This is a genomic window from Sorangium sp. So ce124 (genome assembly GCF_051525235.1).
GTDB lineage: Bacteria > Myxococcota_A > Polyangia > Polyangiales > Polyangiaceae > Sorangium > Sorangium atrum.
Window position 1 is genome coordinate 3,084,339 of sequence record NZ_CP150312.1, and the last position, 24,444, is coordinate 3,108,782.

Sequence of the window (24,444 nt, forward strand, 5' to 3'; positions counted from 1 at the left end):
CCGGCTCGACGCGCGACGCGCGACGTAACGGAGCGCTGGAAGATGGCGCCCGTTTTGACTACACCCGGCCGTCATGGACACTCGGTGGCGCTGGGTCATGGCTTCGACGCTCGCGGCGGTCGCCCTCTCGGGGCTCGCGGGCTGCGAGGGGGAAAAGAGCAAGGCGCAGGTCGCCGCCGACGCTGGCGCGCTCGACGCCGGCCCGGCGCTGCCCGTCGTCGGCGGCAAGCTCGGCGCGGAGCTCGCGGAGGCGGCGTCGGGCAGCACCGAGAAGCAGGGGCCAGCGGCGGGCGGCCCGGCGGATGGACCGCCGGAGAGCGGCGTGTTCTCGGCGTCCGACGCGGCCGCCGCGCTCCCGAAGGACGTGCCTTACAAGATCGAGGTCATCAGCGACGGCAGCGAGCCGCGGACCAGGCTCGCCGCGAAGCCCGACCCGAAATCCGAGCAGAAGCTCGACATCACGCTCGGGCTGCGCCTCGGCGGGCCGCAGGGGCTGCCGAACCTGGAGCTCGGCGTGAGCTTCAAGGCGGAGAAGCCGGCGGACGCGCCCAAGGAGGGCGCGGCCGCGCCCGCGGCGAGCGCGGCTCCGACGAAGGTGATCGCGAAGATCGCGTCGGCGACGCTCGCCTCGATGTCGGTCGGCGGCCCGCCGAAGCAGCTCGCGGACGCGCTCGCGAGGCTGAAGGGGAGCGCGCTGCGGTACGAGCTCTCGCCGGCGAACGTGGTCGGCAACCTCCAGTTCGAGCTCTCCAAGGACGCGGATCCAGGGCTCCAGCCGCTGATCGGCGCGCTCGGGGAGGCCATCGCGCTCCTCACGCCGCCGCTCCCGGACAAGCCCGTCGGCGCAGGCGCCTACTGGATGGTCACCGATCGCGTGGTGGCGTCGGGCGCGCAGCTGCCGGTGCTGCGGTACCGGGTCTTCAAGATCGAGAAGGTGGAGGCAGGCGCCGTCTCGCTCAGCGTGGACACGCGCCAGTACGCGGAAGGGGCCGACCTCAAGCTGCCGGGCCCGAACGGGGAGATCACGATGACCATCGACCGGCTCGACTCCTCGGGCAAGGGCACGCTCACCTGGTCGCCGTCGAGCTTTGCGCCAGGCGTGGCCGACGCCTCGCAGCGGCTCCAGGCATTGCTTGTGCCGCCCGGCGCCAGCGCCCAGCAGGCCGCTCAGCGCAGCGTGGCCCAGGTGGAGCTCTCCGCGAAGTTCGCACCGCCGGCAGCGCCGTAGCGCCGGTCCGCTGGGCGAGGGCGGCAGCTCTCGCCAGCGCCACGTCCTGCCGCCCGGGGCACACGGAGCGGCTCTCGTGCATCGGGCGGTGTGAGCGCATCGCCCTGGCGGCTGTGCACTAAGGTGCGGGCGTTCGCGCCTGCATCTCCCGCCGCGCAGCCGTGCCGCCTTCCAGGACGCAGGTGTGCGTCCCGGTCGCTGCCCGCGAGCCATGGAAACCATGGCAGCCACGGCCAATCCTGGAGCGGCGCCGCTGTGCAGGGGGGGTTGGCTAATCCCGTGCATGAGCGCCCGTGCGGGGAGGCGTGACGGCTGTCCGACCCGGCTGCCAGAGGCGGGTGAGCAGACCGAGCCACGGTGCAGACGCATGACGTACGGGTGCGAGCGGAACATGCGCGGGTGCAGCCTCGAGGCCTACATCGAGGAGCCGGGCCTCACGGAAGGGCAGCGCCGGCGGCTGCGGCTGTTCCAGACGGTGGAGGAGGCCGTGAGCCGTCGCGTGGAGCGGCTGTGCACGTCCAGCGAGATCGAGGTGACGGACGCGGCGATCCTCGTCGTGTCCCCGGCCGCGCGCCGGGCGTTGTTCCGGATCGACGCGCGGGGCAGCGCGGAGGCGCCGGGCGCGAGCGTCATCGTCGACCATCGAGCGCGGCTCCACGAGTTCCTGCACGCCGTGCTGCCGCCCACGGACGAGGCGCCGTTCGATCCGTACGTCGACCTGCTCGCGCCGTCTCCGCCCCAGTGCGTCCGCGTGCTCATCGTGGACGAGGACTCGCTCACGGTCCTGAATTACGGCGCGTTCGTCGTGGTGAACCTCGACCGCAGGGAGATGCCGAAGGCCTAGCTCCCGTATCGGAGATCAGAAGCGCACGGTGAGGCGGAACGGATCGAGGGCGGCGCGCGGCGGGGGCTGCTTGCGCGGGGCGCCGGCGGGATCGCGGTCGAAGATCATCACGAGCACGCCGACGCCCGCCGCGAGGAGGCCGGCGCCCACGACGATGTCGCCCGCGAGCGCCTGGGCGCGCGCGGCGTCGGCGGCGTCCCCGTCCCGCGTCGGCGCGTCCGACGCGCTCGCGACCCCGAGCAGCCCGATGGCCGCGCCGGCCGCCGCGGTGGTCAGGCCGCCGGCGAGCAGCACGATCGGCACCACGTGGCTCTGCGCAGCGTCGGGCGCGGAGCTCGGCGGGGCGCCGCGCAGGACCGGTCTGATCGGAGCGACGCTCGCCGGAGCGCTCGTCGAGGACACCCGCGGCCCGGCGGGCGCTGCCGGCGGGACGACCTCGCGCTCGAGGCTCAGCACGACGACGGCCCGGCTCCCCGGCGCCGCCGCGACGCTCCGCTCCGCCTCGCGGTAGCCCGGCGCGCTCGCGGTCACCGTGTGATCCCCCGGGTTGACCGGGCGCGGGCGATCGAGCGCCGCCGCGGGCACCACGACGCCGTCGATCTTCACCTCGAGGCCGGCGGCGTCGCCGGGGGAGAGCCGCAGCTCGAGCGCCGCGACCTTGCGCTCGAGCTCCTGGATCGCCTGCCGCGCGAGCTTCTCGTACCCCTTCGTCGCCTGCGCGGAAGGCTCGACGAGGAACGCGCGGAAGTTCTCGAGCGCCTCGACGAGCTGCCCCGTCTGCTGCTGGGCCACCCCGAGGCTGTAGAGGGTGATCGGCGCGCGCTTGATCGCGAGCGAGCGCTCGTACCGCTCCCGCGCCTGCTCCCAGCGGCCCTGCCTGGCGAGCTCGGAGGCCTCGATGAAGATCTCGCGCGCGACGGCGACGTCGGCCGCGCTCTGCGCCGCGGCGGGCGCGGGCGCGGCGAGCATCGCGGCCGCGACGAGGAGCGCCACGACGCCCGAGAGCGCACGCGTCCGCCGCGGCGTCACGGCCTGAACCGCTCCCCCTCGGGCACCAGCGAGGGCCCGTCGAGCCCGGACCACAAGATCAGCTCGGTCCCCGTCCACACGCCCACGCCGAAGGTGTGCTGCTTGCTCGCGGCCGACATGCTCGCTCCCCACGCTGCCATCATCGGATCGTACAGCTTCCCGTCTCGCCTGAACGTCAGGCCGCTCCGCCCGCCGGCGATGAGGGCGTGCGCGCCGGTCCACCCGGTCCAGCCGGTGCGCCGCTCGGCGCGGCTGCGATCCGAGGGGGCGCCCTTGTCGTCGATCCCGCGCCACGCGTCGGCCGCCGGATCGTAGATCGCGCCGCTCTTGCGGGCGTTGCCGTCCTGGTCCTGCCCGCCCCAGACGAGGAGCCGATCGCCCATCCAGACCGCGAACGCATCGGTCCTCGGGCTCGGCGCGTCGGCGCTCGGCAGCGACCGCCACACGTCGGTCGTGGGGTTGTAGGCGTACCCCTCGTTCGTTGTCGCGTCGCCGGCTCGCCCGCCGAAGACGTAGAGCTCCGTGCCCGACCAGGCCCACGCGACGCCCTCGCGCGCGGGGGCCGCGCCGGCGCTGGAGGCCGGCGTCCATGCGTCGGCGACCGGGTTGTAGAGCCCGCCGCCGGCGACGGGGGCGCCGCCCGCGGAGCCTCCCCAGATCAGGAGGCGCGTGCCGGTCCACACGCCGATCGGCATCCGCCGCGCCGCGGGGGCGTTCGTGGTGCTCATCGCGCGCCATGTCCGCGCCGCTGGGTCGTACACGCCGCCGGTGGACAGGCCGAACAAGCTCGTGAACGAGCCGCCGCCCCAGACGAGCACCCGGGAGCCCGTCCACGCCGCGGCCGCGAGCACGCGCGGCGAGGGGGCGCCCTCGTTGCCCAGCGTCGACCACGTGTCGCGCGCCGGATCGTAGAGCGCCCCGTCGCCCACGTCCCCGGCCGACGTGCGGCCGCCCCACAGGAAGAGCGCGCTCCCGATCCAGGTCGCCGCGGCCATCTGCCGCGGCGCGGGCGCGCCGAGCCTCGTCATCGGGGCCCACTCGGGCGTGCACTTGCCGGTGCGGCACTCGCGCCCGCTCAGGCAGGCGTTCCCGCACGCGCCGCAGTGCTCGGCCGAGCCCAGGCTGACGCACGTGCCATCGCAGGCCACGAGGCCGCCTCCGCACGGCGCGATGCAGGCGCCGCCGGAGCAGATGTCGCCCCCGCTGCAGTCCGCGCTGGTGCAGCACTGGCGGCACGCGACGAGGCTGCAGCACTGCTCTCCGTCGGCGCAGCCCGTGCTCTTGCACCTCGCGCCGCCGTCTTCGCACACGTCGGCGGTGCAGCCGTCGCCGTCCGAGCAGTCCTCGTCCGAGCAGCAGGCGCGGCAGGCCGCGCCGCAGTCGTGCGGCGTGAGCGCCCCGCACGCGCACGCGCCGGAGGCGCACACCGCGCCCGGCTTGCAGGCGGTGGCGCACGCGCCGCAGTGCCGCGGGTCCCTCGTGAGGTCGGACTCGCAGCCCGGGGCGACCGGGTCGCAGTCGGCGAAGCCCTCGTCGCACACCAGCTCGCCTCGGTCGCAGCGCTGGTGCGGCCCCGCGGCGACGCCGCACGCGCCGCAGTGGAACGGGCTGACCTGCGTGTCGACGCACGAGGAGTCGCACGCGGCGAGGCCCGGGGCGCAGCCGGCGGCGCACGCCGCGCCGTCGCAGTAGGCCTTGTCCGGCGCGCACCGCACGTCGCACGCTCCGCAGGTCGTCGGGTCGATGCCGATCGCCTCGCAGCCAGGCGCGCCGTCGCAGTCGAGGCGCCCGCTCGCGCAGGCGCAGCCGCTGCGGCCATCGCAGATCATGCCGGCCGCGCACGCATCCCCGCAGCTCCGGCAGTCCGCCTCTGTCCCGAGCGTGGCCTCGCAGCCGTCGTCGGGCGAGCCGTTGCAGTCGGCGTATCCCGGAGCGCACCCGCACACGCCGGCCTGACACGCCATGTTCGGCCCGCAGGTGACGCCGCAGGCGCCGCAGTTCGCGGGATCCGAGGAGCCGTCGATCTCGCACCCCGTGTCGTGGAGGTTGTCGCAGTCGAGGAGCGGCGGCGCGCAGGCGCACTGCCCCGCGGCGCAGATGGCGCCCGAGGGGCAACGGAGCGAGCAACCGCCGCAGCGCTCGGGATCGCTCGTGAGATCGACCTCGCAGCCGTTGGTGACGACGTTCCCGTCGCAGTTGTCGAAGCCGAAGACGCACTCGGACGAGCAGTGGCCGCCCACGCAGAGGGTGTTCGGGCACGCCGCGCCGCACGCGCCGCAGTGCGAGGGATCGTTCAGCACGCTGGTGCACGACCCGCCGCAGCACGACTCCCCGTCGCCGCACGCGTTGCCGCAGGCGCCGCAGTGCTCCCGGTCCGTGTCCAGCGCGACGCACGTACCGCCGCAGCAGGCGCCGTCCGGGCAGTCGGGCGCGCAGCCGCCGCCCGTCGAGGTCGCGTCCTGCCCGCCCTCGGAGGGTTTGTCGGAGAGGGCGCTCTCCGCGAGCAGCGAGCAGGCGCCGGTGAGCACGGCCAGCGCGAGCAGCAGCGGCCAGCGCGCGCCGGCCGTGGACCTTCCATGTCGCGCCTCGCGCGCGGGGCTTTCCTGGGAAGACATCGCGACGCTAGAAGTTCGGCCGGGAAGGGACCGGCAAGGCGGCGCCAGAGGTCTTCGCGCCCGCCCGCGAGGGCGCGGTCCGTCGGGAGCCGGCGCTCCGGGGAGCCGGCGCGGGCTCCCGCGCGTGGGCGCTCGCGGTGGGGCCCTCCGCCGGTCCGAGGCGGGGCGCGCCGGCCGAGGGCTGCGGCTCGGCCGTGCGCGCCGGCTCGGGGCGGCTCTCGGGCGCGGGGCCCTGTGCTGTCGATGGTGCGGCGGCGGCCTGCGACGCGGCGGTCGGCGCCGCAGGCGCGGGCTCGGCGCTGCCGTCCCGCGCGTTCATGGCGCGCAGGGAGAACAGCGCGGCGCCGAGGATCAAGAGCGTCGCCAGCCCCGCCGCCGCGACGATGGCGACGCGCCGCCGGTCCCCGCTCGGGCGAGCGGCCTCGTGGTGCACAGGGTGTACAGCGACCTCCAGGTGGTCCTCGCTGCTCCTCTGCGCCCGCACCGCCGACGCCGGCCGCTCGGAGAGGCGCCGCTGCTGCGCACGCACCGCAGGCCGCTCGGAGAGGGGCCGCTGCTCGCCGTCGCTCAGCCAGTGCATGGCGAGCGAGGTCCCTGTCACGTCCTCCACGACGCCGTTCTCGGTCGCCCACCGCGCGAGCGCAACGCCCATCTCGCGCATGGTCCGCCACCTGTTGAAGCGCTCCTTCCCGAGGCCGCGCGCGATGATGGCCCACAGCGCCTCGTCGCCCACGCCGAGCGCGGTGATCGGCGTCGGATCCTTGACGAGGATCGCCGCGACGAGGTCGTGGTAGTTGCCGCCCTGGAACGGCTTCTGGCCGGTGATCGTCTCGTAGAGCACCACGGCGAACGCCCAGACGTCGGTCTGCCCGTCGACGTCGGTGATGCCGCGCGCCTGCTCGGGCGACATGTAATCGGGGCTGCCGAGCACCGTGCCCGCCTTGGTCATCTCGCCGCTCGCCGTCTCGCTCCACACCTTGGCGATGCCGAAGTCGACGATCTTCGGGGTGATATCGCCGCGATCGTTCTTCACGAGGAAGATGTTCTCGGGCTTGAGATCGCGGTGGACGATCCTCCGGTCGTGCGCCGCGGCGACGGCGCTCGCGATGGGCAGGAGGATGCGGAGCGCCCCCGTGGGCGAGAAGCGCTTCTTGCGCTCGATCGCCTCGACCAGCTGCTCCCCCCGGAGCACCTCCATCACGATGTACGGATCGCGGTGATCGGACTCCCCGAAGTCGATCACGCGGACGATCGAGGGGTGATCGATCCGCGCGGCGGCGCGCGCCTCCTGGTGGAGGCGCACCGTCGCCTCGGTCGAGTTGACCTCGCGCCGGATGAACTTGATGGCGACGTCGATGTTGAGGACGTCGTTGTGGGCCAGCCACACCATCCCCATGCCGCCCTCGCCGAGGACGTAGCGCAGGCGGTATTTGCCGCCGATCACGTCGCCCTCGCGGTAGATGCGCCGCGCCGCCCGTCCCGGAGCGGGCGACGGCGTGCTGGCCTCCGGGGGCGGTGTCACGAGGGACGGATCGATCAGCTCCGGATCGAGCGAGCCCGGAGCGCTGCCGCGCGGGAACGCCGCAGAAGCCGCGAACGAGCGGCTCGCGCTCTCGGGCCGCGGGGTCGAGTCCGTCGACGAGGCGGGCGCGGAGATGGTGCGCGGCGGCATGGAGCGATCGCAGTCTAACTTTGCTGGCCTCCCACAGCCATGGTCTCGCGCACCCGTCTGTCGTTGCCTGCCCGCGCGCCGCTGCCTGCCCGCGCGTCGGCGCGCCGGCGGCGCAGGGTCAGCGCGTGATCCGTGCATGATCAGCGTACGATTCCGCAGGGATGCGCGCGCTCGCCGCGGGTGCACACATCGTGCGACGCGCGCCGGGCGCGGGCGGGGCGATGGCCGGACTTGTGCTCCACGAGGATCTTCACCCGCGGGCCGATGCGCACGGTGAGCGGGCCCGCGTGCTCGTGCACGTCGCCGTCACAGACGTAGTGGACCACGCCCGACCTGGCCTCGAGCACCGCGCGCTGGGCGATCTTCTCGAACGTGTGCGCCTCGCCCATCGGCCGCGCTCGCCAGATGTCGGGCAGCTTCCTGACGAAGCCGAGCGCGGAGGTGTGGATGCCCAGCATGTGGAAGCTCTCCGGGCGCTCGTCGTGGCGGTGGAACGGGCGGAACCCGAGGCCGATCTGGTCCACCGTGCCGGCGGCGACGGCGAGGTAGTCGCGGTCCGGGAACGCCGAGCCGTCCTCGAAGTGGACGCGGCCCTGCCAGCGCGCGGCGACCTGGGTGCCCGTGTTGAGGAGCACCGCGGCGCTCGCGCGGGCGAGGACCTTCGCGGCCCAGAGCGCGCTCCGCTCCTCGCTGCGGTTGTACTCGGCGATGAAGCCGTGGACGCAGCCGGTGCCGAAGATGAAGCCGTAGTGGGCGCCGATCTGCATCACGTGGCGCTCGACCCAGCGCAGCGGGTCCCGGCCGCGGTCGGTGTAGCGGGCGATGAGCCCCGCGAGCAGGCCGTCGGGGCGCCCGCGGGGGACGCCCACGGCGTTGGCCACGGTGTTCATCGTCCCGCCGCGCAGGAAGGCGATCGGCGGCAGCGGCTCGTTCTCGTAGACGTCGAGGAAGCCGGTGATGGTGACGTGGTTCGTGCCGTCGCCCCCGGAGATGCCGAGCACGTCGATGGAGAGCTTCCTGAAGTCCTCCGCGATGCGGGCGAGGTCCTCGCGGGAGCGCGCGGCGCGGACGACGCCGTGATCGCCGAGCGCGCGCGCGAGCCGGACCGCCGCGCGGGGATCGCTCAGGTTCTGGCGCGAGCGGGGGTTGATGATGACGCCGATGCCGCCCATCTAGCGCCGGCCTCGCGGCGACTTCCACCGCGGGTTGAGGTGGATCCGCACCACGTCCGCCATCAGGCCGATGTGGGCGCAGTGATCGGGCTTGTCGTCGCCGGTGTACCCGCGGACGTGGAAATCGCCGCGGTCGAAGCGCAGGATCATGTCGAGGCCGAGCACGTCGGCGCGGGAGGAGCCCCTCGGCTTGCCCCGCAGCTGCTGCACGATGAAGTTCGCCGTCTCCGCCGTCGACGCGTAGCCGGGCGGCAGGATGGAGGAGTGGCTCATGAACATGAACGCCTCGCCCGCCGCGGCGCGCCTCGCGAACGCGATGAACGGCTCGATCTGCGCGACCTTGAGCTTGTGCTGCTGCTCGTCCGCGTACCCGGCGTGGAGCGAGTCGAGCAGCACGAGGGCGTCGACCCGCTTGCCGGCCGGCTGCCGCAGGATCTGCTCGATCGCGCCGTAGCCGGCGCTCCACGACGACAGGCCGAGCTTGCGGATGTAGGCCTTCTTCTTGCCGGTCTTCTTCGCGACGGCGCGCTCGATGCTGTCGAGCAGGTTCTCGAAGACGTACGGCGCCGAGAACGCGCTCGAGTACGCGCCGGAGCCGATGCCGAGATCGATGCCGACGAGGACGGCGCCCTCGGCGGTCTTCACGAACTCCTTCCGGAGCGCCTCGTGGCCGTGGAAGTGGATGATGACGTCGAAGCCGCCGCGCTTCGTGACCCCGCCCCGGTGGGGCATGATCATCTGCCCGATCGAGGGCGCGCGGGACCACGGGTCGTAGACGCCCCAGCCCGGATCGGGCGTCATGCACGGGTTGATGTCCCCGCGGCGCTTCTTCGAGGGGGCGGCGCGGCTGCTCGTCGCCCCGGGCCTGTCGCGCCGCGCCGCGCTGCGCTGGCCGGCGTCCGAGGCCGCGCCGCCTGCGCCACCCGCACCGTCCGCGCCGCCCGCCGGCGCACCGGCGCCGGCTGCCCCGTCCGTCGGGGGCGCGCCGCCCGCCGCCGGAGGGCTGTCGGCCAGCGGCGCTACGGCCAGCGGCGCATCGGCCTGCAGCGCGGCGGTGTGCGTCGCGGGCGGAGCGTCGTCGGCCTGCGGCGCCGCGGCCTTCGGAGCGGCCGTGTCCTGCGCCGCTGCAGGGGGCGCGGCGAGCCACCAGGTGGCGGCGAGCAGCGAGAGGAGCGCCCATCGCCCGGACGGCCGGCGAGCCTGCAGGGGGTGTCTCATGTCGGGAGCGCCTCCATTCCATGGAACGGCGTGCGGATCGAGCGCTCGGTGCAGGGCCGCCGCCGCTGTGTGTTCGCGGCGACACCCCGCGGGAGTTCTGTGGCCGTCAGGGGGCAGGCGCGCCCCCCGCGCCGGCCGGCGTCACGCTGCCGGCGTCACCCTGGCGGCGGCTTCCCCTGGGTGAGGGCGGCGCCCGCGTCGGCGGCGGCGAGGATGCGCTCCTCGGCCTGGGAGGCGAGCTTCTCGACCGCCGCCGCGGCGTCGGTGGGGGGCAGCGAGCGCAGGAACTGGATGAACTCGAGCTCGAGGCCGGGCTTCACGCCGCTCAGGACGAGCACGATGGGGATGGCCGGCTTCTCGACCTCGGCGAGCTCCGTGGTGCGGCCGCGCCAGCGGCCCGCGCCGAGGGCGAGGCGGAAGGCCCACTGCGCGCCGAGGCCGATGAGGAGGCCCGCCATGACGCCGGCGACGAACAGGTCGGCGTCCCGCGGGGCGAGGAGGGCCGCGGAGAACCCGCCGATGGCCGCGCCGATCACGAGGCCGGGCTCGCCGCTGTTGTGCGCCGCGGCGGTCTTCAGGATCTCCGCGGCCTGCATGCCCGGGCGCCCGCTGCGGACCGCGTCGCGCAGCGGGAGCAGCGTCGCGAGGCGGCGCATCGAGGCGGCCCGCACGCCCAGGTAGCTGATGAAGAGGGCGCAGACCGTCAGCCCGACGCCGACGCTCACGGCCACGCGCCGCGAGAAGACGCCCTGGGGCAGCGGCTCGCGGACCATCGCGGTGAGCGCGCGCTCCCTGTCGCGCTCCGCGCTCGCCTTGAACGCGGCCTCGGCGTCCTTCGTGGCCTGCGCGACCTTGTCGGCCGGGATGTCGCCGAGGAGCGAGAGCAGCTGCTTCGCCGCCTCGAACTGCTCGGCCTCCGCGGCGCCTGGCGGCGTGATCGCGGCCGCCTTGACGATGGCCTCCCAGGCGGGGATGGCGCTCACCCGAGCCCCGAGGAGCGCCTCGGTCGCCTCGCGGCAGCCCGCCAGGGTCTTGGCCTGCTTGTAGAGCGGCTGGGCCGAGGCCCACGCGCCCTGCTTGTCCGGCTCCTTGGGCTTCGGCGGCGGCGGCGCGTTGCGCGGCGCCCGCCCCTTCGTGGTCGTCGCCGGCGGCGGCGGCGGAGCGGGGGGCGCCTGGCCCGGGTCGGGCATGCGCGCCGATTTCGCGGCCGCCTTGAACAGGTCGATCTCGACGATCAGCTTCTCGCCGGCGAGGGCGCACGCCCGCGCGGGCGCGACGCGGGCCTCGGACTCCTCGGCCTGGCGCCGCGCGCCCGGGTCGGGGACGAGCCTGCCCTCGACGGTGACGAGCCGCAGGACCGCCACGGCGATGCACAGGACGAGGATGGCCGAGGCGATGAAGGTGGCGCGGACCTCCTCGCGCCGGGTGTACTCGTTCACGCTGGCTCCCTCGGAAAGACCGGAGATGGGCAAGGCGCCGGCCGTGTCGGCGCGAGGTCGGCGCGCGCGAGCGCTGCCGCACGGCCGGAGCGGCACGAAGCGCCACGATCGGCGTCGCCGCCGTGACGGCAGGGGGACACCGAGGGAGCGTGAGCCCGTCGCATGCAGTTCACCGTTTAAACCAGATGCCGGACCGATACCACAGCGTCGCTCGCGATGGAGTCCGCTGCGTCCTCGCCGCCTCGCGGCGTCGCGGCCTCACGGCGTCGTGCTTGCTTCCGCCGTCGGGCACGGCGGTCGGGCGTCCCGGAACTTGCTCCGTCCCGGGGCGCATCGTGTAAGGGTGCGGAGAAGGCGTGGAGGCTGCCGTTACATCCCACAAGCCCGTCGAGCCCGCGGTCCCGGCGCGCGCCGCGCTGCCCGAGCAGGGAGCGGAGCCGCCGAGGCGTGGCGCCTCCTCGGAGGCGCCCGGCGAGGCCGCGTCGTCCGGCGTGGCGGCGGCGCCCGACGCCGCGGCGGGAGGGGCGGGCCGCGGCCTGTGGATCTCGTCGACCTACTTTGCCGAGGGCCTTCCCTACGCGATCGCGCACAAGGTGGCGGGGGAGTTCTTCACGGCGGCGGGGGCGAGCCTGGAGATCATCGGGCTGACGTCGCTCTACGGGCTCCCGTGGAACCTCAAGTTCCTCTGGAGCCCGCTGGTCGACCTCCACGGCAGCCCGCGGCGCTGGCTCGTCGGGGCCGAGATCGCGCTCGTCGCGATCGTCCTCGGGCTCGCCGCGGCGGCGCACAGCGGCGCGATCTGGCTCGTGGCGGCGCTGTTCGGGGCGGTCGCCGTCGCCGCGGCGACGCACGACATCGCGGTCGACGGCTTCTACCTGCAGGCGCTCGACAAGGACGCGCAGGCGGCGTTCTCCGGGCTGCGGGTCGGCGCGTACCGGCTCGCGCTGCTCGCTGGCGCGCTCCTGGTGGCGTTCGCGGGCTGGGCGTCCTTTGGCGCTGCGTTCGGCGTCGCGGCAGGCGGGCTCGCGCTGCTCGCGATCGCGCACGCCGCGGGGCTGCCGCGCCCGGCCGCGACGCCCGGAGCCGGCGCCGCGCCCGGAGCCGGCGCCGCGCCAGCAGCGACCGGGCTGCGGCGCTACATCGAGCCGTTCCATGCGTACCTCCGGCAGCCGAAGATCGCGTCGAGCCTGGCGTTCATCCTCTGCTACCGGGCAGGCGACGCGCTCATGTTCGCGATGTCGTCGCCGCTGCTGAAGAGCCTCGGCCTCGACACGGCGGCGCGCGGCAACGTGGGCGGGGTCGGGACGGTCGCCTCGATCGCCGGCTCGATCCTCGGCGGGGTGATCATCAAGCGGTGGGGGCTCGCGCGGACCATCTTCCCGATCGCGCTCGTGCAGAGCTCGGCGATCCTGCTGTACGTGGCGCTCGCGTGGGCGCGGCCGGCGCTCCCGTGGGTCGTCGCGCTCGTCACGCTCGAGCAGCTCGCCGCCGGCATCGGGACGGCGGTGCTCGCGGTGTTCCTCATGCGGCGCTGCGTGGACGGCTACAAGTCGTCGCACTTCGCGATCGGGTCGGCGCTCATGTCGGTCTCCGCGACGTTCGCCGGCAGCCTGAGCGGTTACCTGGCCGCCAGCGTGGGGTTCACCGCGTTCTTCGCGATCGCGTTCGCGGCGTCGATCCCGGGGGTCGTCCTGTCGCGCCTGGTGCCGCGAGACTAGTTACCGCGGGTCGGAACCCCCTCAGGGATCTGCCTCGCGAGCGGGGAGAGAGTTCAACGCAAAGGCGCCAGGGCGCAAAGACGCAAAAATGCACATTTGTTTTTTTGCGCCTTCGCGCCTTTGCGCCTTTGCGTTGAACTCTCTGTCCGGATCCCTGTCCGGACCTCCGGCGGGTGGAACCAGGTAGATCGGACTCGTCCGCGCGATCCCGATGCAAGAGCCCACGTCCGCCCTCTCCGAGCCGAAGGCGCGCGCCGACCGCGCGCTGAGCCTGGTCTCCCTCGGCCTCCTGGCGCTCCAGGCCGCGCTCGACGCGCCCGCGTTCCCGCGCGCGACGCTCGCCGTCGCCGCGGCCGCGGTCCTCGTAGCGCTGCTCGCGGCCCGCGTGGCGCAGGGGCCGGCGCGCGCCGTCGCGGCGCTCGCGGCGTGCATCGTTGTGGCGATGCGCCTCGGCGTCGTCTGGCAGCTCGCCATGGTCCTTGCGCTCGCGGCCTACGGCGGCCTCTCGCGGCTCGCGCCCGCGCTGCGTCCGCCCGAGGGCTGGCGCGCGGCCGGCGGGCTCCCGAAGCGCTGGACGGCGCTCGTCGGCGGCGTCACGCCGGTCGCGCTCGTCGGGTGGCTCGCGTTCGCCCGGCCCGACCTCCGCGACATCACCGGCTCGGAGCTGCTCCAGGTGTCGACGCCGGTGCTCATCGCGGGAGGCGCGGTCTTCGCCGTGCTGAACGCCACGCTGGAGGAGGTGATCTGGCGCGGCGTGCTCCAGCCCAGCCTCGCGGCGGCGTGGGGCGCGCGCGTCGCGGTGGTCCTGCAGGCCGCCTCGTTCGGCGCGCAGCACGCGCACGGGTTCCCGCGGGGGCTGCTCGGCGTCTTCCTGGCGGGCAGCTGGGCCGTGATGCTGGGCCTCCTGCGGCAGCGCTCCCGCGGGCTCCTCGCGCCCGTGCTCGCGCACATCGTCGCGGACGCGACGATCGCCGCCCTGGTGATCGGCATGCTCCGCTGAGCGCGTCAGGGCCGGAGGCCGAGCAGCTCGAACGCGCCCAGCAGCGCCGAGCGCGCCCACGCCCCCCGGCCGCTCGACGTGCGCCGCGAGGCGGGCAGCTCCCAGAGCCGCTCGAAGTGCGCCGCGAACGCGGCCACGAAGGCCGGATCGCGGGTCTCGAGGTCGGTCTCGAGCCAGGCGCGCGAGAACGAGTTGGGCGTGAAGTTGGCCTGGCCGCCCACGAGCATCGGCCGAGCGCCCAGCCGCGCCGCGGTCTTGAGGTGCATCATCGCCCCGCCGCGCGAGTCGTGCACCCGCAGCGCGAAGCGGTCGGGCCACCGCGCCTCGGCCTCGATCGCGCGGGTGATCCCGTGGTGGTTGACCAGGCTGCGGATGAGCCACGCGGCCGCGGGGGGCAGCGGGAGCGCGTCGATGGAGTCGATCAGCACGCGCACCCGGGCGCCGCGCGCCGCCGCGCGCTCGAGCGCATCGAGCACCGGCAGGTCCGAGAGGTACGTCGTCGCGACGAGGAGCTCGTCGCCCGCCGCCGCGCCGTCGAACAGCTCCGCGAGGCGCGCGCGGATCGCCTCGTGCTCGACGAGCGCGCACGTCTCGTCGCCCGCGACGGTGAGCGCGCCGGGCGGGGGGAGGGGGACGCGCAGGCCGCCGGCGTACCCTGGCACCGGCGCGAGCGTTGGCGTCGGGGAGGCGCCCTCCGTCCCGAGAGCGTCGGGCCCGCGCGCGGCGTGCGAGGCGCGCGCGGCGCCTGCGACGAGCGCGTGGAGCGCGGCGCGGCCCTCGTCGCCGATCGCCTGCGGGAGGGTGAGCGCCTCGTCGATCGCCGCCATCGCGACGCGCCAGAGCCGGCGGGCCACGGCGCCCGTGAGCCAGAACAGGTTCTCGTGCCAGTCGAACGCCGCGTCGATGAAGTTGTGCGACGTGATCGCGCCGGCGCGCCCGCCGTCGATCACCAGGTTCTTCCGGTGGTCCTCGACGTTGTGCAGCACCTGCCAGCGGTTCTGGTGCTCGACCCAGTCCTCGATCGGTACGCGCATGCGCGCGTGGTCGAGGTGGAAGTTCATCCGGGGCAGGAGCCGGCGGCGCCGGTCGAACCGCGCGCCGAACAGGCAGGCGTTCAGCACGAGGACGCCCGCGTCCGCGAGGCGCCTCCGCACCAGCGCGCCGCGGCGGCGCGTCAGGGCGGGGTTCGCGGGCGTGTTGCTGTCCAGGATCACCACGACGGTCGCGTCGGGCCGCGCGCGCTTCTTGGCGATCAGCCAGTCGGCGACCGTGTCGGCGTAGGGGAACGCGCCCGGGCGCGGCAGCAGCGTCGTCTGGTCGCCGTTCGCCGCGAAGAGGTACATCTGCAGGACGACGCTCTGCTCGGCGGCCTCGATGAGGTCGCGGCACGCGGAGAGGATGCCGTGGCTGTCGCCGATGTACGCGAGCCCGGAGCTCACGCGGCGTCCGTGCGCAGCGCGCGGCGCAGCGCCCAGCAGAGGGGCCGCGCTCCCGTGAGCCCGCGGCCCTCCAGCTTGCGCGTGAAGCTCTCGGTGCCCCAGCGATCGGACTGCGTCGGGGCGCGCGCGCCGAGCCGCCGCCGCTGCGATGCGTCGAGGCCCAGCTCGCTCCCGGCCGAGGCCACGAGGCGGCGCCAGGCGTCGCCGACCACGCCGTCGACGTACACGAGGAAGGGCAGCGCGAGGGCCGTCTGGATCGCGGCGATCCAGCGCGGACAGCGCTCGTTCAGGTGCAGGAGCACGCGCTCGTCGACGGCGACGTGCGGCGCCTCCTCGCGCGCGTGCAGCGCCATGATCTCGGCGACGAGCGCCGCGCTCTGGTCGGGCCGGGCCTCGATCGCCCGCGGCACGAAGAGCGTGATCTCCTCGAAGTACCACGCGAGCAGGAAGAACGTGCCGGCCGGGGCCAGGCGCAGCGCCGCGTCGTCGCCGCGGCCCCAGCGCAGGAAGCGCGGCGGCGCCGCGTCGGTCGGGTAGAGATCGGGCCGGAGCCTGTGAAGGAGCCGGCGGAACATCTCCGCGTGCGTGCGCTCCTCGGCGACGAAGCGGGCGATGACGGGCGCGGACAGGTACGGCGCGCGGTGGGCCGACCGCTCGAGGTACCGGATCACGTAGCCCTCGAAGTGGATGAACAGCTCGCACGTGAAGCACGCGAACAGCCGGTTGATCGCGACGCGCTGGCGCTCCGTGAGGCCGAGGCCCGCGACGTCCATGTAGTGCGCCTCGGGGATCACCAGCGCATCGGCCGGGATCGGGCGCGTCCAGTCGATGCGGTCCCAGCGCCGGCGCACCGCCGCGTGGAGCCGGTCCTCGCGCGCGGCGGCCTCTTGGTCGTGGGGCGGCGTGCGAGGGTTGCCTTCGTGGCCGTGGAGCGCGGGATCGGCGGAGAGCTGGAGGCTCACGATGGGACCGTCCTCTCGATCGACGCGACCGCGCGCTCGTCTGCTGCCACGGGCGCCGGGCCGGCCGCGGGCGCCGGCGGCGACCACGCGGGCAGCTCGCACAGCCCGCCGCCGAGGAACAGGTGGTGCCACAGCTGCGTGGTGACCACGGCGGTGTAGCTCCCGTCGGCGACGATCCGCCGCGGGGCGAGCGCGGGAAGGAGCCGCTGGAAGCGCTGCTCGCGCGCGACCTTCGCGGGCGAGAAATAGCCCGTCTTTCGCAGCGACTCGGGGCTCACGAGCTGCGCGATCCAGCGGGGCTGGGGCCCGAGCGCGCAGAGCGCGTGGGCCTTGAACATCCCCTTGGGCGGGTCGGCGACGTCGCGCGGGAGCACCCGCCGCGCCACCTCGCGCAGGAGCCACTTCTCCCGCAGCCCGCGGAGCTTGTACAGGGGCGAGAGGCCGCTGGAGAGCTCGACGAAGGCCTCGTCGAGGAACGGGTAGCGGTGCTCCACGCCCGAGCGCATCGCCGCGCGGTCGCCCTTGCCCACCAGCAGGTGTCCGGCCAGCATCAGCTTGTACTCCACGTAGAGCGACCGATTCAGCGGATCCCAGCGGCGCATCCGCGCTGGTGCGATGTCGAGCTCGGAGAACGGATCGTGGCCCGCGACGCGCTCGGCCATCGTATCCGAATAGAAAAGCCAGCGCGCGCGGGAGAGCGGCTCGTACAGGTCGAGGAGGCTCGGGCGAACGTCGCCGAAATGGTCCTGGAACGTGGGCGCGGGTGTGCCGGGCGCCGCGAGCTCGGCCAGCGTTTTTCGGATCGCGCGCGGCAAGGCTGCGTGGACGCGCGCGAGGCGCTCCATGGCGCGGTGGGTCTTGTGCCAGACGTAGCCGCCCATCGCCTCGTCCGCGCCCTCGCCGGTGAGCACGACCTTGAACCCCCGGCGCGCGGCGCGCTCCGCCAGCAGGAGCACGCACCCGTCGGCCGTGTCCATCACGGGGCCCTCGGCGGCCTCCACAACACGCGGGAGGGTCTCGAGGATCTCCGCTGGCGAGGGCACCAGGGTCTCGAGCCGCGCGCCCAGGCGCGCCGCGCTGCGGGTCGCGCGGCGTCGCTCGTCGGGCCCGGCGCCGTCGAAGCCCACGGTGAACGACGCGATGGGCGCGTCGCCGCGGGCCTCCCGGGCGAGGCCGAGCACCAGCGTCGAGTCGAGCCCGCCGCTCAGGTATGTCGCCACCGGGCCGTCGGAGGCGAGGCGTCGCTGCACGGCGTCGCGCAGGCAGGCGCGCGTCTCCTCGATCAGCGCGTCGAGCGAGGCGACGCGCCGCTCCTCGCCCTGGGCCGGGAAATCCAGGTCCCAGTAGCGCCGCTGCTCCACCGCGCCGCCCTGCGCGCGGAGGTAGTGCCCGGGCCAGATCGAGCGCACGCCGCGGAAGCACGTCCGCTGCGTGCCCGCGGCGAACAGCGAGAAGACGTGGTCGATCCCCGCCGGATCGGCCTCGGGGCGCACGAGCCCGCTCGCCAGGATCGCCTTGATCTCCGAGGCCCAGAGGAGCCAGCCGTCCGCCACCGCGTAGTGGAGCGGGCAGATCCCGATCCGGTCGCGGCCGAGCAGCAGCGTGCGCGCCTCGCGATCCCAGAGCGCCACGGCGAACTGGCCTCGCGCGCGGGAGAATGCGCCCTCGCCCGCGTCGAGGTAGAGCCCGGGCCACAGCTCGGTGTCGCACCGCGTGCGCTGCGCGTGCCCGTGCGCGGCGAGCTCGCGGCGCAGCTCGGCGTGGTTGAACAGCTCGCCGTTGTACGAGACCCACACGCGGCCGCTCGCGTCGGCCATCGGCTGGCGGCCGCCCGCGACGTCGACGATGGCGAGGCGCCGCGTGGCCATGGCGATCCCTGGCGCTGAAAAGGAGGCGCCGTCGTCCGGGCCGCGGTGCCGCACGCTCGCCGCCATGCGGTCGAGGCGCGCCGGATCGAACGTGCGTCGCCCGGCGAGATCCAGCGCTCCGACGATGCCGCACATGATCGATCGCTACCTCCCCGTGTCCCCGAGCAGATGTCGCCGGAGCCAGCGCCAGCCGAGCCGTGGGCCGAGGCGCACCGCGACGGCGCGCACGAGCGGCCGGCTCGCGCGCGCGTACGCCGCGTACCCGCGCCAGATCCGCAGCGTTGCGCGCTCGATCGCGAGCGCGTCGCCGGGCGCCGCGCAGGCGTCCATGAACCGGGTGATGGCCTCGATCGACCACGCGGTGTGGCCCGACGCGGCGTTGTCGATGGTGTTGTGCAGGTCGAAGAAGTACGGGTCGATCCGGTGGCGCCGCAGGATCGAGGCCGCCATCGCGTACCCCTGGCCGATGCCGGCCATCTCGATGGCCAGGTTGAGGCCGAGCAGCTCGGGCCAGAGATCCATGGACCCTTGCGCGAACGCGAGCCAGAGCACGGGCATCGAGAACGCCTGCGGGAGGAAGTCGGCCCGTTCGATGAACGCGCGCGCGTCGCACGGCGGCAGCGTCACGCCCTGCTCCGCGAGCGCCCTGCGCAGCACGTTGCCGTGGTGCTGGGCGGGCACGCCCGCGCCGAGCTCGTCGCGGTAGATCCGGAGCAGGAGCGCCGCGACCGGCGTGCGGAACGCGCCGGGGGCGGTCGCGCCCTGGAGCCAGGCGCCGTCGATCACGGCCGCCGGCGCGAGCTGGGTGAGCAGCCAGACGACCTCGTCGCGCGTGAGCTCTCGCGCGATGCCCGCGTCGTCGGTGGGCTGCGTGTGGCCGCGCGCGGGGCGTGGGGCCGCATGCGGTCCCGCCGTGGACTGCGCGTGGGCGTGCCCTTCCTCGAAGATCTGCTCGCGCAGCCGCGCGTCGACCCAGCGCGAGAGCCCCGCGGCGGACCAGGGCCAGCGCCCATCCGCGGCGAGCCGGGCGGGGGACACCTCGCCGTGCACCTCTCGCAGCACCGCCTCGACGTGCGCCTGCGCGAGCTCGCCCGCGTCGCGGTCCACGTCCCCGGGCCCGCGGGCGCAGAGCAGCCGGTGGTACAGCTCCGGCAGCGGGAGCCCTGCGCGTACCTGCGCGCGAGGGGTGGATCCTCGACCATTCCCGTCGATCGAGGCCCCGTCGTGGTCGTGAGCGACGCGCGGCGAGCCGGCGCGCTCGTCCGCGCCGCGCGTCGCGCGGACGGGGGCCGGAGGCTCCGGCGCCTCGATCAGCGCGCGGATCCAGGCGCGCATCACGTCGACCTCGGCGTCGGTGAACACGCCGAACATCGGGCCGCCGAACTGCACAGAGCGGGTGACGAGCGGGCTCTCGTCGGGCCTCCCCGGCACGATCCATGGCGAGCGCGCGAGGCGCAGGAGGATGCCGCGCGCGTCGAGGCGCGCCGGATCGAGCGCGCCGTCCAGCGCCTGTCCGTCGAGCCGGACGCGGCCGTGAAATCCGAACGCGTGGCGCGCCTTCGCCTCGACGAGCGCCAGCATCGCCTCCCACGCGGACGGCGCGGCGGCGGGCCGGAGCGACGCGAGCCACGCGCGCCGCGCGGCCCAGAGCGACCACGCGCCGCGCCACACGCGCGACCAGTCCGGCGCCCCGCCAGCGGCGTGCGCCTCGAGGCACCGTCGCGCGAGATCGCGGGCCCGGCGGGCCGCCTCCGCGCCCTCCGCGTGCTCGGCGAAATACAGGCCGTCGCAGCGCGCGCGCGACGCGGCTCGGCGCACCGCGGCGGGCGGGCCCAGCACCGTGGCCGCCGCGTGGTGGCCCAGCGCCTCGGGCAGCCTCGCGGCCCCGAGCTGCGCAGTGCGGAGCCCCGGGATCGCGAGCGCGAAGTCCGCGTCGGCGAGGCAGACCGAGCGCTCGAATGCGGGGCTCGCGAGATCGGGCAGCGCGAGCCCCGCGGCGGCCAGCGCGGCGCCGTACAGGGCGCCGTGGTGCCGCGCCGGGTCGCCCTCACCGCACTCCAGATAGAACGCGTCGAGGCACGCCGCGCCGAGCGCGCTGTCCGCGTGGCGCACGCGCACCGCCGCGGCGAGCCAGCACCCGTCGAGCAGCGCGGTCGGCGCGTAGCCGAGCAGGACCCGCGCCGGGTCGGCGTCCTCGTCGCCTGGCGCGCCGCATCGCTCGTCCTCGTCGCGGAGCGCGGTCAGGGCCGCAAAGAACGCCTCGATGCCGTCGGGGGCCGCGGCTTCCGGCGCGGGCTCGCCCGCGAGATCCTCGGGGGCCGGCTCGCCGGCCCGCAGCCTGCGGTAGATCGTGCGCGGCGACGCGTCCGAGGCGCGCGACCGAGGGCTCGCCGCGCGGTCCGATGCCGGGGCAGGAAGGGCGTTCATACGACCGGACGACGCAGGCTGCCGGCGCCTACCCCCATCCGAACGACGTTATGCGTGCGCGCGACCGGCGTCCACACGGGGCACGGATCTCACGCGAGCCGCTGCAGGAGCCCCGCGAGCCCGAGCGCCACCAGCGTCCACCCGAGGCCGCGCACAAGGCGCCCGTGCCATGCGCCGAGCCGCTCGCGGTAGCGCGCCAGCAAGCGCCCGAGCGTCGCGAACCAGCTCACAACGCCCATGGCGGCGCCCACCGCGAGCGCGGCCGCGTGGGCCGGCGCGACCGCGGGCGCGAGGGCAGGGTACGCGCGGAGCACGGCGCACGACGCGATCCACGACGCCAGAAACGACGGGTTGAGCGCGACGAGGACGAACCCGGTCAGGAGCGCCGATGTCGCTCGCCCCGAGGACGGCGCCTCGGCGGCGCGCCGCGGCGCGAGCGCCAGGGCGAGGCCCATCGCCACGACGAGCGCCGCGCCGCCCGTCCGCAGGGCGCGATCGATCGCGGGGTGCGCCTCGAGGACCCACCCGAGCCCGCGCGCTGCGGCGAGCGCCCAGAGCCCCTCGGCAAAGGCCCCTCCGATGGCGAGCATCAAGGCGCGCCGGGGCTGCCCCGCGAGCGCGCCGCGGCCACCAGCAAGACGGCCAGCGGCCCCGCCGCCGGGATCGATCCGAGATAACCGAGCAGGAACCCCACGACGAGCGCGAGCGCCATGGTTCATCCGAAGCGAGGGGTGCGGCGGTGAGCTGCAAAGGATCGCCCGCGGCGCGCCGCGGGCGATGGGCGCGGGGGCGAGACGCGGTCGTCAGGCGGTTTCAACCCGGTCGTCGCCTTAACGCAGCGCCAGCGTGAACGCGAGCCCGAGGCTCACGCGCAGATCGTGGACCGCCTGCACATCCAGGGCGGGCGGCAGCAGCCGGTACTCGCCCTCGAGCACCGCGGCGATGGGTTGATCGTCGATCGCGGCAAGGATCCTCTCGGCGTGCGCGGCCGAGCGCACAAGGACACGCCAGCGCCCTTCGCTCGTCCAGTGCGGGACGACGTCGCCTCGACCATCGAAGACCGTCAGCCCGTCGCCGCTCTGGAGGCGCAGCCGCAGCGAGCCCGCGGTCATGGGTGCGATCCGGTGGACCACCCTGGGCTCACCGAGCGTGCGGCGCGCGGGCGCGGCCCGGGGAGAGGTGGACTCGGCGTAGTAAGCGTCGACGTCGTAACGGACCCCGAGCCCGATCTCGAAGCTGCGGCCCGCCTCGCCCGTGCGCCACGGATCGAGGATCGCCGTGGCGCGCGCCACGCCGAGCCGGACCATCGGCGCCGGCGCTCCGTCGCCCCGGCGCTGCGGGATCGAGGGGATGCTCACCCGGCCCACCTCGGCTTCCACGCCGATGTCGAAGGGGAACGGGACCGCGATCGGCGGCGACATCGGCAAGACCACCCGCGGCGACTCGTCGTGCCGCAGGAACGATGCGCCGTACAGCGCCGCGTCGAGCGCGGGCACGCCGTCGAGCGCGGGCACGCCGTCGAGCGCCTGCCCCGTCGGAGACACCCGGCCGGCGAGGACGCGGTGATCCGACTGCCAGATCACGCGGCCCGGCCCGGAGCCCGTGACGCTGCGCGCGCGGTAGGACAGGCCCGCGTCGATCTCGGGCTCGATCTCGATCGCCCCGCCCGCGCCCCGGTGCAGCGCGGACGCGACGCCGAGCCACACCCGGCTCGCCGGGTCGAAGCGCACGCGGAAGCGCCGGCCCTCCTCGGAAACAGCGGTATCGCCGCCGCCGGCGCCCTCCTGCGCCGGCTCGGCGCGGCCGGCGCCCTCCTGCGCAGGCTCAGCGCGGCCGGCGCGCGGGGAGAGCGCCGCGGCCGCCGCCATGACGAGCAGCGCGGCGAAGCGGCGCCGAGCCGTCACGGGTCCTCGAAGACGGGCATCGGCTCGAACACCCGTGGGGGAGCCCAGAACGACACTCGCAGGCCCGCGGCGGCCTTGATCTCCACGTCGCGAACATCGCTGTCGAGGTCGTTGCGGCTCACCCCCATCGCGGCGAGCCGCAGCGAGATGGGCTGATCGTTGATCGCGAGGAGGATGCCCTCGTAGGCGACCGTGGCCTCGATGCGGTTCATCGCCGCTCCCCTCCCGCTCCCGGCCGCGATGCTCGGGCGCCGGTAGGTGAACGCGGTCGAGAGCGCGTGGAGGCCGCCCTCGCCGAGGCTGAAGCGCGATTTGATGGCGCCCGTCGGGCCGACGTAAAGAGCGCCGGTGTCCAGGCCGTCGTCGATCTCCGATCGGTGCTCCCAGTACTCCCCCAGATCGGCGCCCGCCTCGAACCGGACATGGCTGTACATGTCGTTCGACTGCCACGGATTCCACGTGAGATGGACCTCGCCGAACTCCACGTCGAGCGTGTCGCGGCGCGCGGGAGGGCGGTCGTTCACCGACACCACCCGGAAGCCCCAGCCCATCCGCGGCGAGATCGGGTAAAGCCGCGGCTTACCGACGAAGGTGCTGAGCCAGTGGGCCGGCCGCCGGTGCAGGTGCTGGTAATCGTAGCTGAGGAGCACCCCGGAGAGCTCGAGATCGTCGAACGTGGCCGATCCCTCGAGGATGCGCAGGTCATGGCGGGCGCGGGAGCGCGTCGAGAGCACGCTCACGTGGATGCCGGCCTCTGCCCTCCCGCGGCCCAGGGGGAAGCTCGCGGGCACGGGGAGCCCGTTGTTTCCATGGAACGTGGGCAGCCAGGACGCGCCCAGGTAAAGCCGGTTCAGGAGATCGAACTTGACCTGAAATGCCTTGCCGTCGGCCGAGCGCGCGTAGCCCGGCGGCGCCTCGGCGATGGCGGCGACGAGGCGGGCGCCGCGCGCGGTCAGGGCCCGGTAGGCCGAGGCGTCTTCAACCACGTTGCACGGCTGCACCTTGTCGAGCGCGCCGCCGTCGTAGGCCAGGTGATCGGGCGCGACGAGGCAGCGCTCGCCCTCCGGGCCTGGCTCGCATTGAACGCGCACCGCGCCGCCGTTTGGCGATTGGATGCAGCGAACCGGCTTGTCCCAGGAGAGCTGCGGCGGCTCGCCGGGGCGAGCAGGCGCGGACCAGAGCATCGCCGCCGATAAGGGGGCGAGCAACGCGTGAATCCGAGGCAGACGTCGTCTCAAAGCACCCTCACGAGGCAAAGGAGCTACAACGCGGCAAAGCCGCCCGCGCTGTACGCGAGCGATTCACCAGGCGCATTGCGGGCGCCGGCGGCGATCAAGCACGCGTTGTGCCCTGCGACACGCTGCCGGAGCGCGCGCCGCGCTTCCGAAAATTCCGAGAATTCCGAACGCTCCGACTTCTTCGCGGGGGCGAGGTGCGAAGCGGTCAGCGCGGCGACCGCTGCACGGAGAGCAATGCATTACCCAGGCGCGCAGGGTTCTTCACGGCAAGCTGCGGGCGCTTCGCCGTCGGCGGTCGCGGCGGGGCCGTCGTGTACGCCCTGCTCGACGCGGCGCGAGCGCGAGGGCGAGGCCCATCGCCACGACGAGCGCCGCGCCGCCCGTTCGTAGGGTGCGATCGATCGCGGGGTGCGCCTCGAGGACCCACCCGAGCCCGCGCGCCGCGGCGAGCGCCGAGAGCCCCTCCGCGAGGGCTCCTCCGATGGCGGGCAGCAAGACGCGCCGGGGCTGCCCCGCGAGCGCCGCGGCCACCAGCAGCACGGCCAGCGGACCCGCCGCCGGGATCGATCCGAAATAACCGAGCAGGAGCCCCACGACCAGCGCGATCGCCATGGTTCATCCAGGCGAGGCGAACGCCGCCGGGCACGTGGAGCGCGAACCCCTCCTCATGC

The 24,444-nt window shown here is 74.7% G+C and carries 19 protein-coding genes; 4 read left to right on the forward strand and 15 right to left on the reverse strand.

Annotation, left to right across the window (positions count from 1 at the left end; genetic code table 11):
* The first annotated feature begins 97 nt into the window (after positions 1 to 97).
* Together WMF19_RS11820 and WMF19_RS11825 are read left to right on the forward strand one after the other, a co-directional pair.
* Entirely contained in the window at positions 98 to 1,228 is a 1,131-nt protein-coding gene (locus WMF19_RS11820) for a hypothetical protein (protein ID WP_437899172.1), read from the forward strand.
* A gap of 367 nt (positions 1,229 to 1,595) precedes the next feature.
* On the forward strand, positions 1,596 to 2,072 hold the full coding sequence (locus WMF19_RS11825) for a hypothetical protein (RefSeq protein WP_437328779.1): 477 nt from the start codon (positions 1,596 to 1,598) through the stop codon (positions 2,070 to 2,072).
* A 15-nt stretch (positions 2,073 to 2,087) separates the two neighbouring features.
* On the opposite strand, the gene WMF19_RS11830 is transcribed toward WMF19_RS11825, so the two are convergent.
* The 6 genes from WMF19_RS11830 to WMF19_RS11855 form a co-directional block, all read right to left on the reverse strand.
* Entirely contained in the window at positions 2,088 to 3,101 is a 1,014-nt protein-coding gene (locus WMF19_RS11830) for a hypothetical protein (protein WP_437899173.1), read from the reverse strand.
* A complete protein-coding gene (locus tag WMF19_RS11835) occupies positions 3,098 to 5,716 on the reverse strand; it encodes a Kelch repeat-containing protein (RefSeq protein WP_437899174.1) in 2,619 nt (872 codons plus the stop codon). Before WMF19_RS11835 ends, WMF19_RS11830 begins: the two co-directional genes overlap by 4 nt.
* Before the next feature lie 7 nt (positions 5,717 to 5,723).
* Positions 5,724 to 7,388, reverse strand: coding sequence for a protein kinase domain-containing protein (locus WMF19_RS11840; protein ID WP_437899175.1), 1,665 nt, complete (start codon positions 7,386 to 7,388; stop codon positions 5,724 to 5,726).
* Positions 7,389 to 7,528: 140 nt separating this feature from the next.
* A complete protein-coding gene (locus WMF19_RS11845; RefSeq protein WP_437899176.1) occupies positions 7,529 to 8,560 on the reverse strand; it encodes a diacylglycerol/lipid kinase family protein in 1,032 nt (343 codons plus the stop codon).
* Entirely contained in the window at positions 8,561 to 9,778 is a 1,218-nt protein-coding gene (locus WMF19_RS11850) for a hypothetical protein (RefSeq protein ID WP_437899177.1), read from the reverse strand.
* A gap of 155 nt (positions 9,779 to 9,933) precedes the next feature.
* Positions 9,934 to 11,217 (reverse strand): hypothetical protein, encoded by a 1,284-nt coding sequence (locus WMF19_RS11855; protein WP_437899178.1) that lies wholly within the window; start codon positions 11,215 to 11,217, stop codon positions 9,934 to 9,936.
* Between the two features lie 356 nt (positions 11,218 to 11,573).
* On the opposite strand from WMF19_RS11855, the gene WMF19_RS11860 reads away from it, so the two are divergent.
* Positions 11,574 to 12,935 carry an MFS transporter gene (locus WMF19_RS11860; protein ID WP_437899179.1) on the forward strand — a complete coding sequence of 454 codons (1,362 nt, stop codon included), beginning with the start codon at positions 11,574 to 11,576 and terminating at the stop codon, positions 12,933 to 12,935.
* Between the two features lie 211 nt (positions 12,936 to 13,146).
* Complete coding sequence (locus WMF19_RS11865) at positions 13,147 to 13,935, forward strand: CPBP family glutamic-type intramembrane protease (RefSeq protein WP_437899180.1); 789 nt, start codon at positions 13,147 to 13,149, stop codon at positions 13,933 to 13,935.
* 5 nt (positions 13,936 to 13,940) lie between these two features.
* Here the strand turns inward: WMF19_RS11865 and WMF19_RS11870 are convergent, their stop codons facing one another.
* From WMF19_RS11870 to WMF19_RS11910, 9 genes are all read right to left on the reverse strand, one after another.
* Positions 13,941 to 15,374, reverse strand: a complete 1,434-nt coding sequence (locus tag WMF19_RS11870; protein WP_437899181.1) for a phospholipase D-like domain-containing protein — start codon at positions 15,372 to 15,374, stop codon at positions 13,941 to 13,943.
* Entirely contained in the window at positions 15,371 to 16,336 is a 966-nt protein-coding gene (locus tag WMF19_RS11875; RefSeq protein ID WP_437899182.1) for a diiron oxygenase, read from the reverse strand. The genes WMF19_RS11870 and WMF19_RS11875 overlap by 4 nt, the downstream gene beginning before the upstream one ends.
* Positions 16,333 to 18,339 carry an asparagine synthase (glutamine-hydrolyzing) gene (gene asnB / locus WMF19_RS11880; protein WP_437899183.1) on the reverse strand — a complete coding sequence of 669 codons (2,007 nt, stop codon included), beginning with the start codon at positions 18,337 to 18,339 and terminating at the stop codon, positions 16,333 to 16,335. The genes WMF19_RS11875 and asnB overlap by 4 nt, the downstream gene beginning before the upstream one ends.
* Positions 18,340 to 18,348: 9 nt before the next feature.
* Positions 18,349 to 20,631, reverse strand: a complete 2,283-nt coding sequence (locus WMF19_RS11885; protein ID WP_437899184.1) for an iron-containing redox enzyme family protein — start codon at positions 20,629 to 20,631, stop codon at positions 18,349 to 18,351.
* Positions 20,632 to 20,720: 89 nt separating this feature from the next.
* On the reverse strand, positions 20,721 to 21,221 hold the full coding sequence (locus WMF19_RS11890; protein ID WP_437899185.1) for a LysE family transporter: 501 nt from the start codon (positions 21,219 to 21,221) through the stop codon (positions 20,721 to 20,723).
* Positions 21,221 to 21,343, reverse strand: coding sequence for a hypothetical protein (locus tag WMF19_RS11895; RefSeq protein WP_437899186.1), 123 nt, complete (start codon positions 21,341 to 21,343; stop codon positions 21,221 to 21,223). The genes WMF19_RS11890 and WMF19_RS11895 overlap by 1 nt, the downstream gene beginning before the upstream one ends.
* A 118-nt stretch (positions 21,344 to 21,461) precedes the next feature.
* Positions 21,462 to 22,535, reverse strand: a complete 1,074-nt coding sequence (locus WMF19_RS11900) for a hypothetical protein (RefSeq protein ID WP_437899187.1) — start codon at positions 22,533 to 22,535, stop codon at positions 21,462 to 21,464.
* Entirely contained in the window at positions 22,532 to 23,743 is a 1,212-nt protein-coding gene (locus WMF19_RS11905) for a hypothetical protein (RefSeq protein WP_437899188.1), read from the reverse strand. The genes WMF19_RS11900 and WMF19_RS11905 overlap by 4 nt, the downstream gene beginning before the upstream one ends.
* Positions 23,744 to 24,034: 291 nt before the next feature.
* Positions 24,035 to 24,385 carry a hypothetical protein gene (locus tag WMF19_RS11910; protein ID WP_437899189.1) on the reverse strand — a complete coding sequence of 117 codons (351 nt, stop codon included), beginning with the start codon at positions 24,383 to 24,385 and terminating at the stop codon, positions 24,035 to 24,037.
* Positions 24,386 to 24,444 lie beyond the last annotated feature (59 nt).

Excerpts from the sequence above, each read along its gene's own strand:
- WMF19_RS11820 (WP_437899172.1), top strand. The coding sequence starts at position 98 with ATGGCTTCGACGCTCGCGGCGGTCGCCCTCTCGGGGCTCGCGGGCTGC.
- WMF19_RS11910 (WP_437899189.1), bottom strand. The coding sequence starts at position 24,385 with ATGGCGATCGCGCTGGTCGTGGGGCTCCTGCTCGGTTATTTCGGATCG.
- WMF19_RS11885 (WP_437899184.1), bottom strand. The coding sequence starts at position 20,631 with ATGAACGCCCTTCCTGCCCCGGCATCGGACCGCGCGGCGAGCCCTCGG.
- asnB (WP_437899183.1), bottom strand. The coding sequence starts at position 18,339 with ATGTGCGGCATCGTCGGAGCGCTGGATCTCGCCGGGCGACGCACGTTC.
- WMF19_RS11890 (WP_437899185.1), bottom strand. The coding sequence starts at position 21,221 with ATGCTCGCCATCGGAGGGGCCTTTGCCGAGGGGCTCTGGGCGCTCGCC.
- WMF19_RS11850 (WP_437899177.1), bottom strand. The coding sequence starts at position 9,778 with ATGAGACACCCCCTGCAGGCTCGCCGGCCGTCCGGGCGATGGGCGCTC.
- WMF19_RS11835 (WP_437899174.1), bottom strand. The coding sequence starts at position 5,716 with ATGTCTTCCCAGGAAAGCCCCGCGCGCGAGGCGCGACATGGAAGGTCC.
- WMF19_RS11895 (WP_437899186.1), bottom strand. The coding sequence starts at position 21,343 with ATGGCGCTCGCGCTCGTCGTGGGGTTCCTGCTCGGTTATCTCGGATCG.
- WMF19_RS11840 (WP_437899175.1), bottom strand. The coding sequence starts at position 7,388 with ATGCCGCCGCGCACCATCTCCGCGCCCGCCTCGTCGACGGACTCGACC.
- WMF19_RS11825 (WP_437328779.1), top strand. The coding sequence starts at position 1,596 with ATGACGTACGGGTGCGAGCGGAACATGCGCGGGTGCAGCCTCGAGGCC.
- WMF19_RS11845 (WP_437899176.1), bottom strand. The coding sequence starts at position 8,560 with ATGGGCGGCATCGGCGTCATCATCAACCCCCGCTCGCGCCAGAACCTG.
- WMF19_RS11865 (WP_437899180.1), top strand. The coding sequence starts at position 13,147 with ATGCAAGAGCCCACGTCCGCCCTCTCCGAGCCGAAGGCGCGCGCCGAC.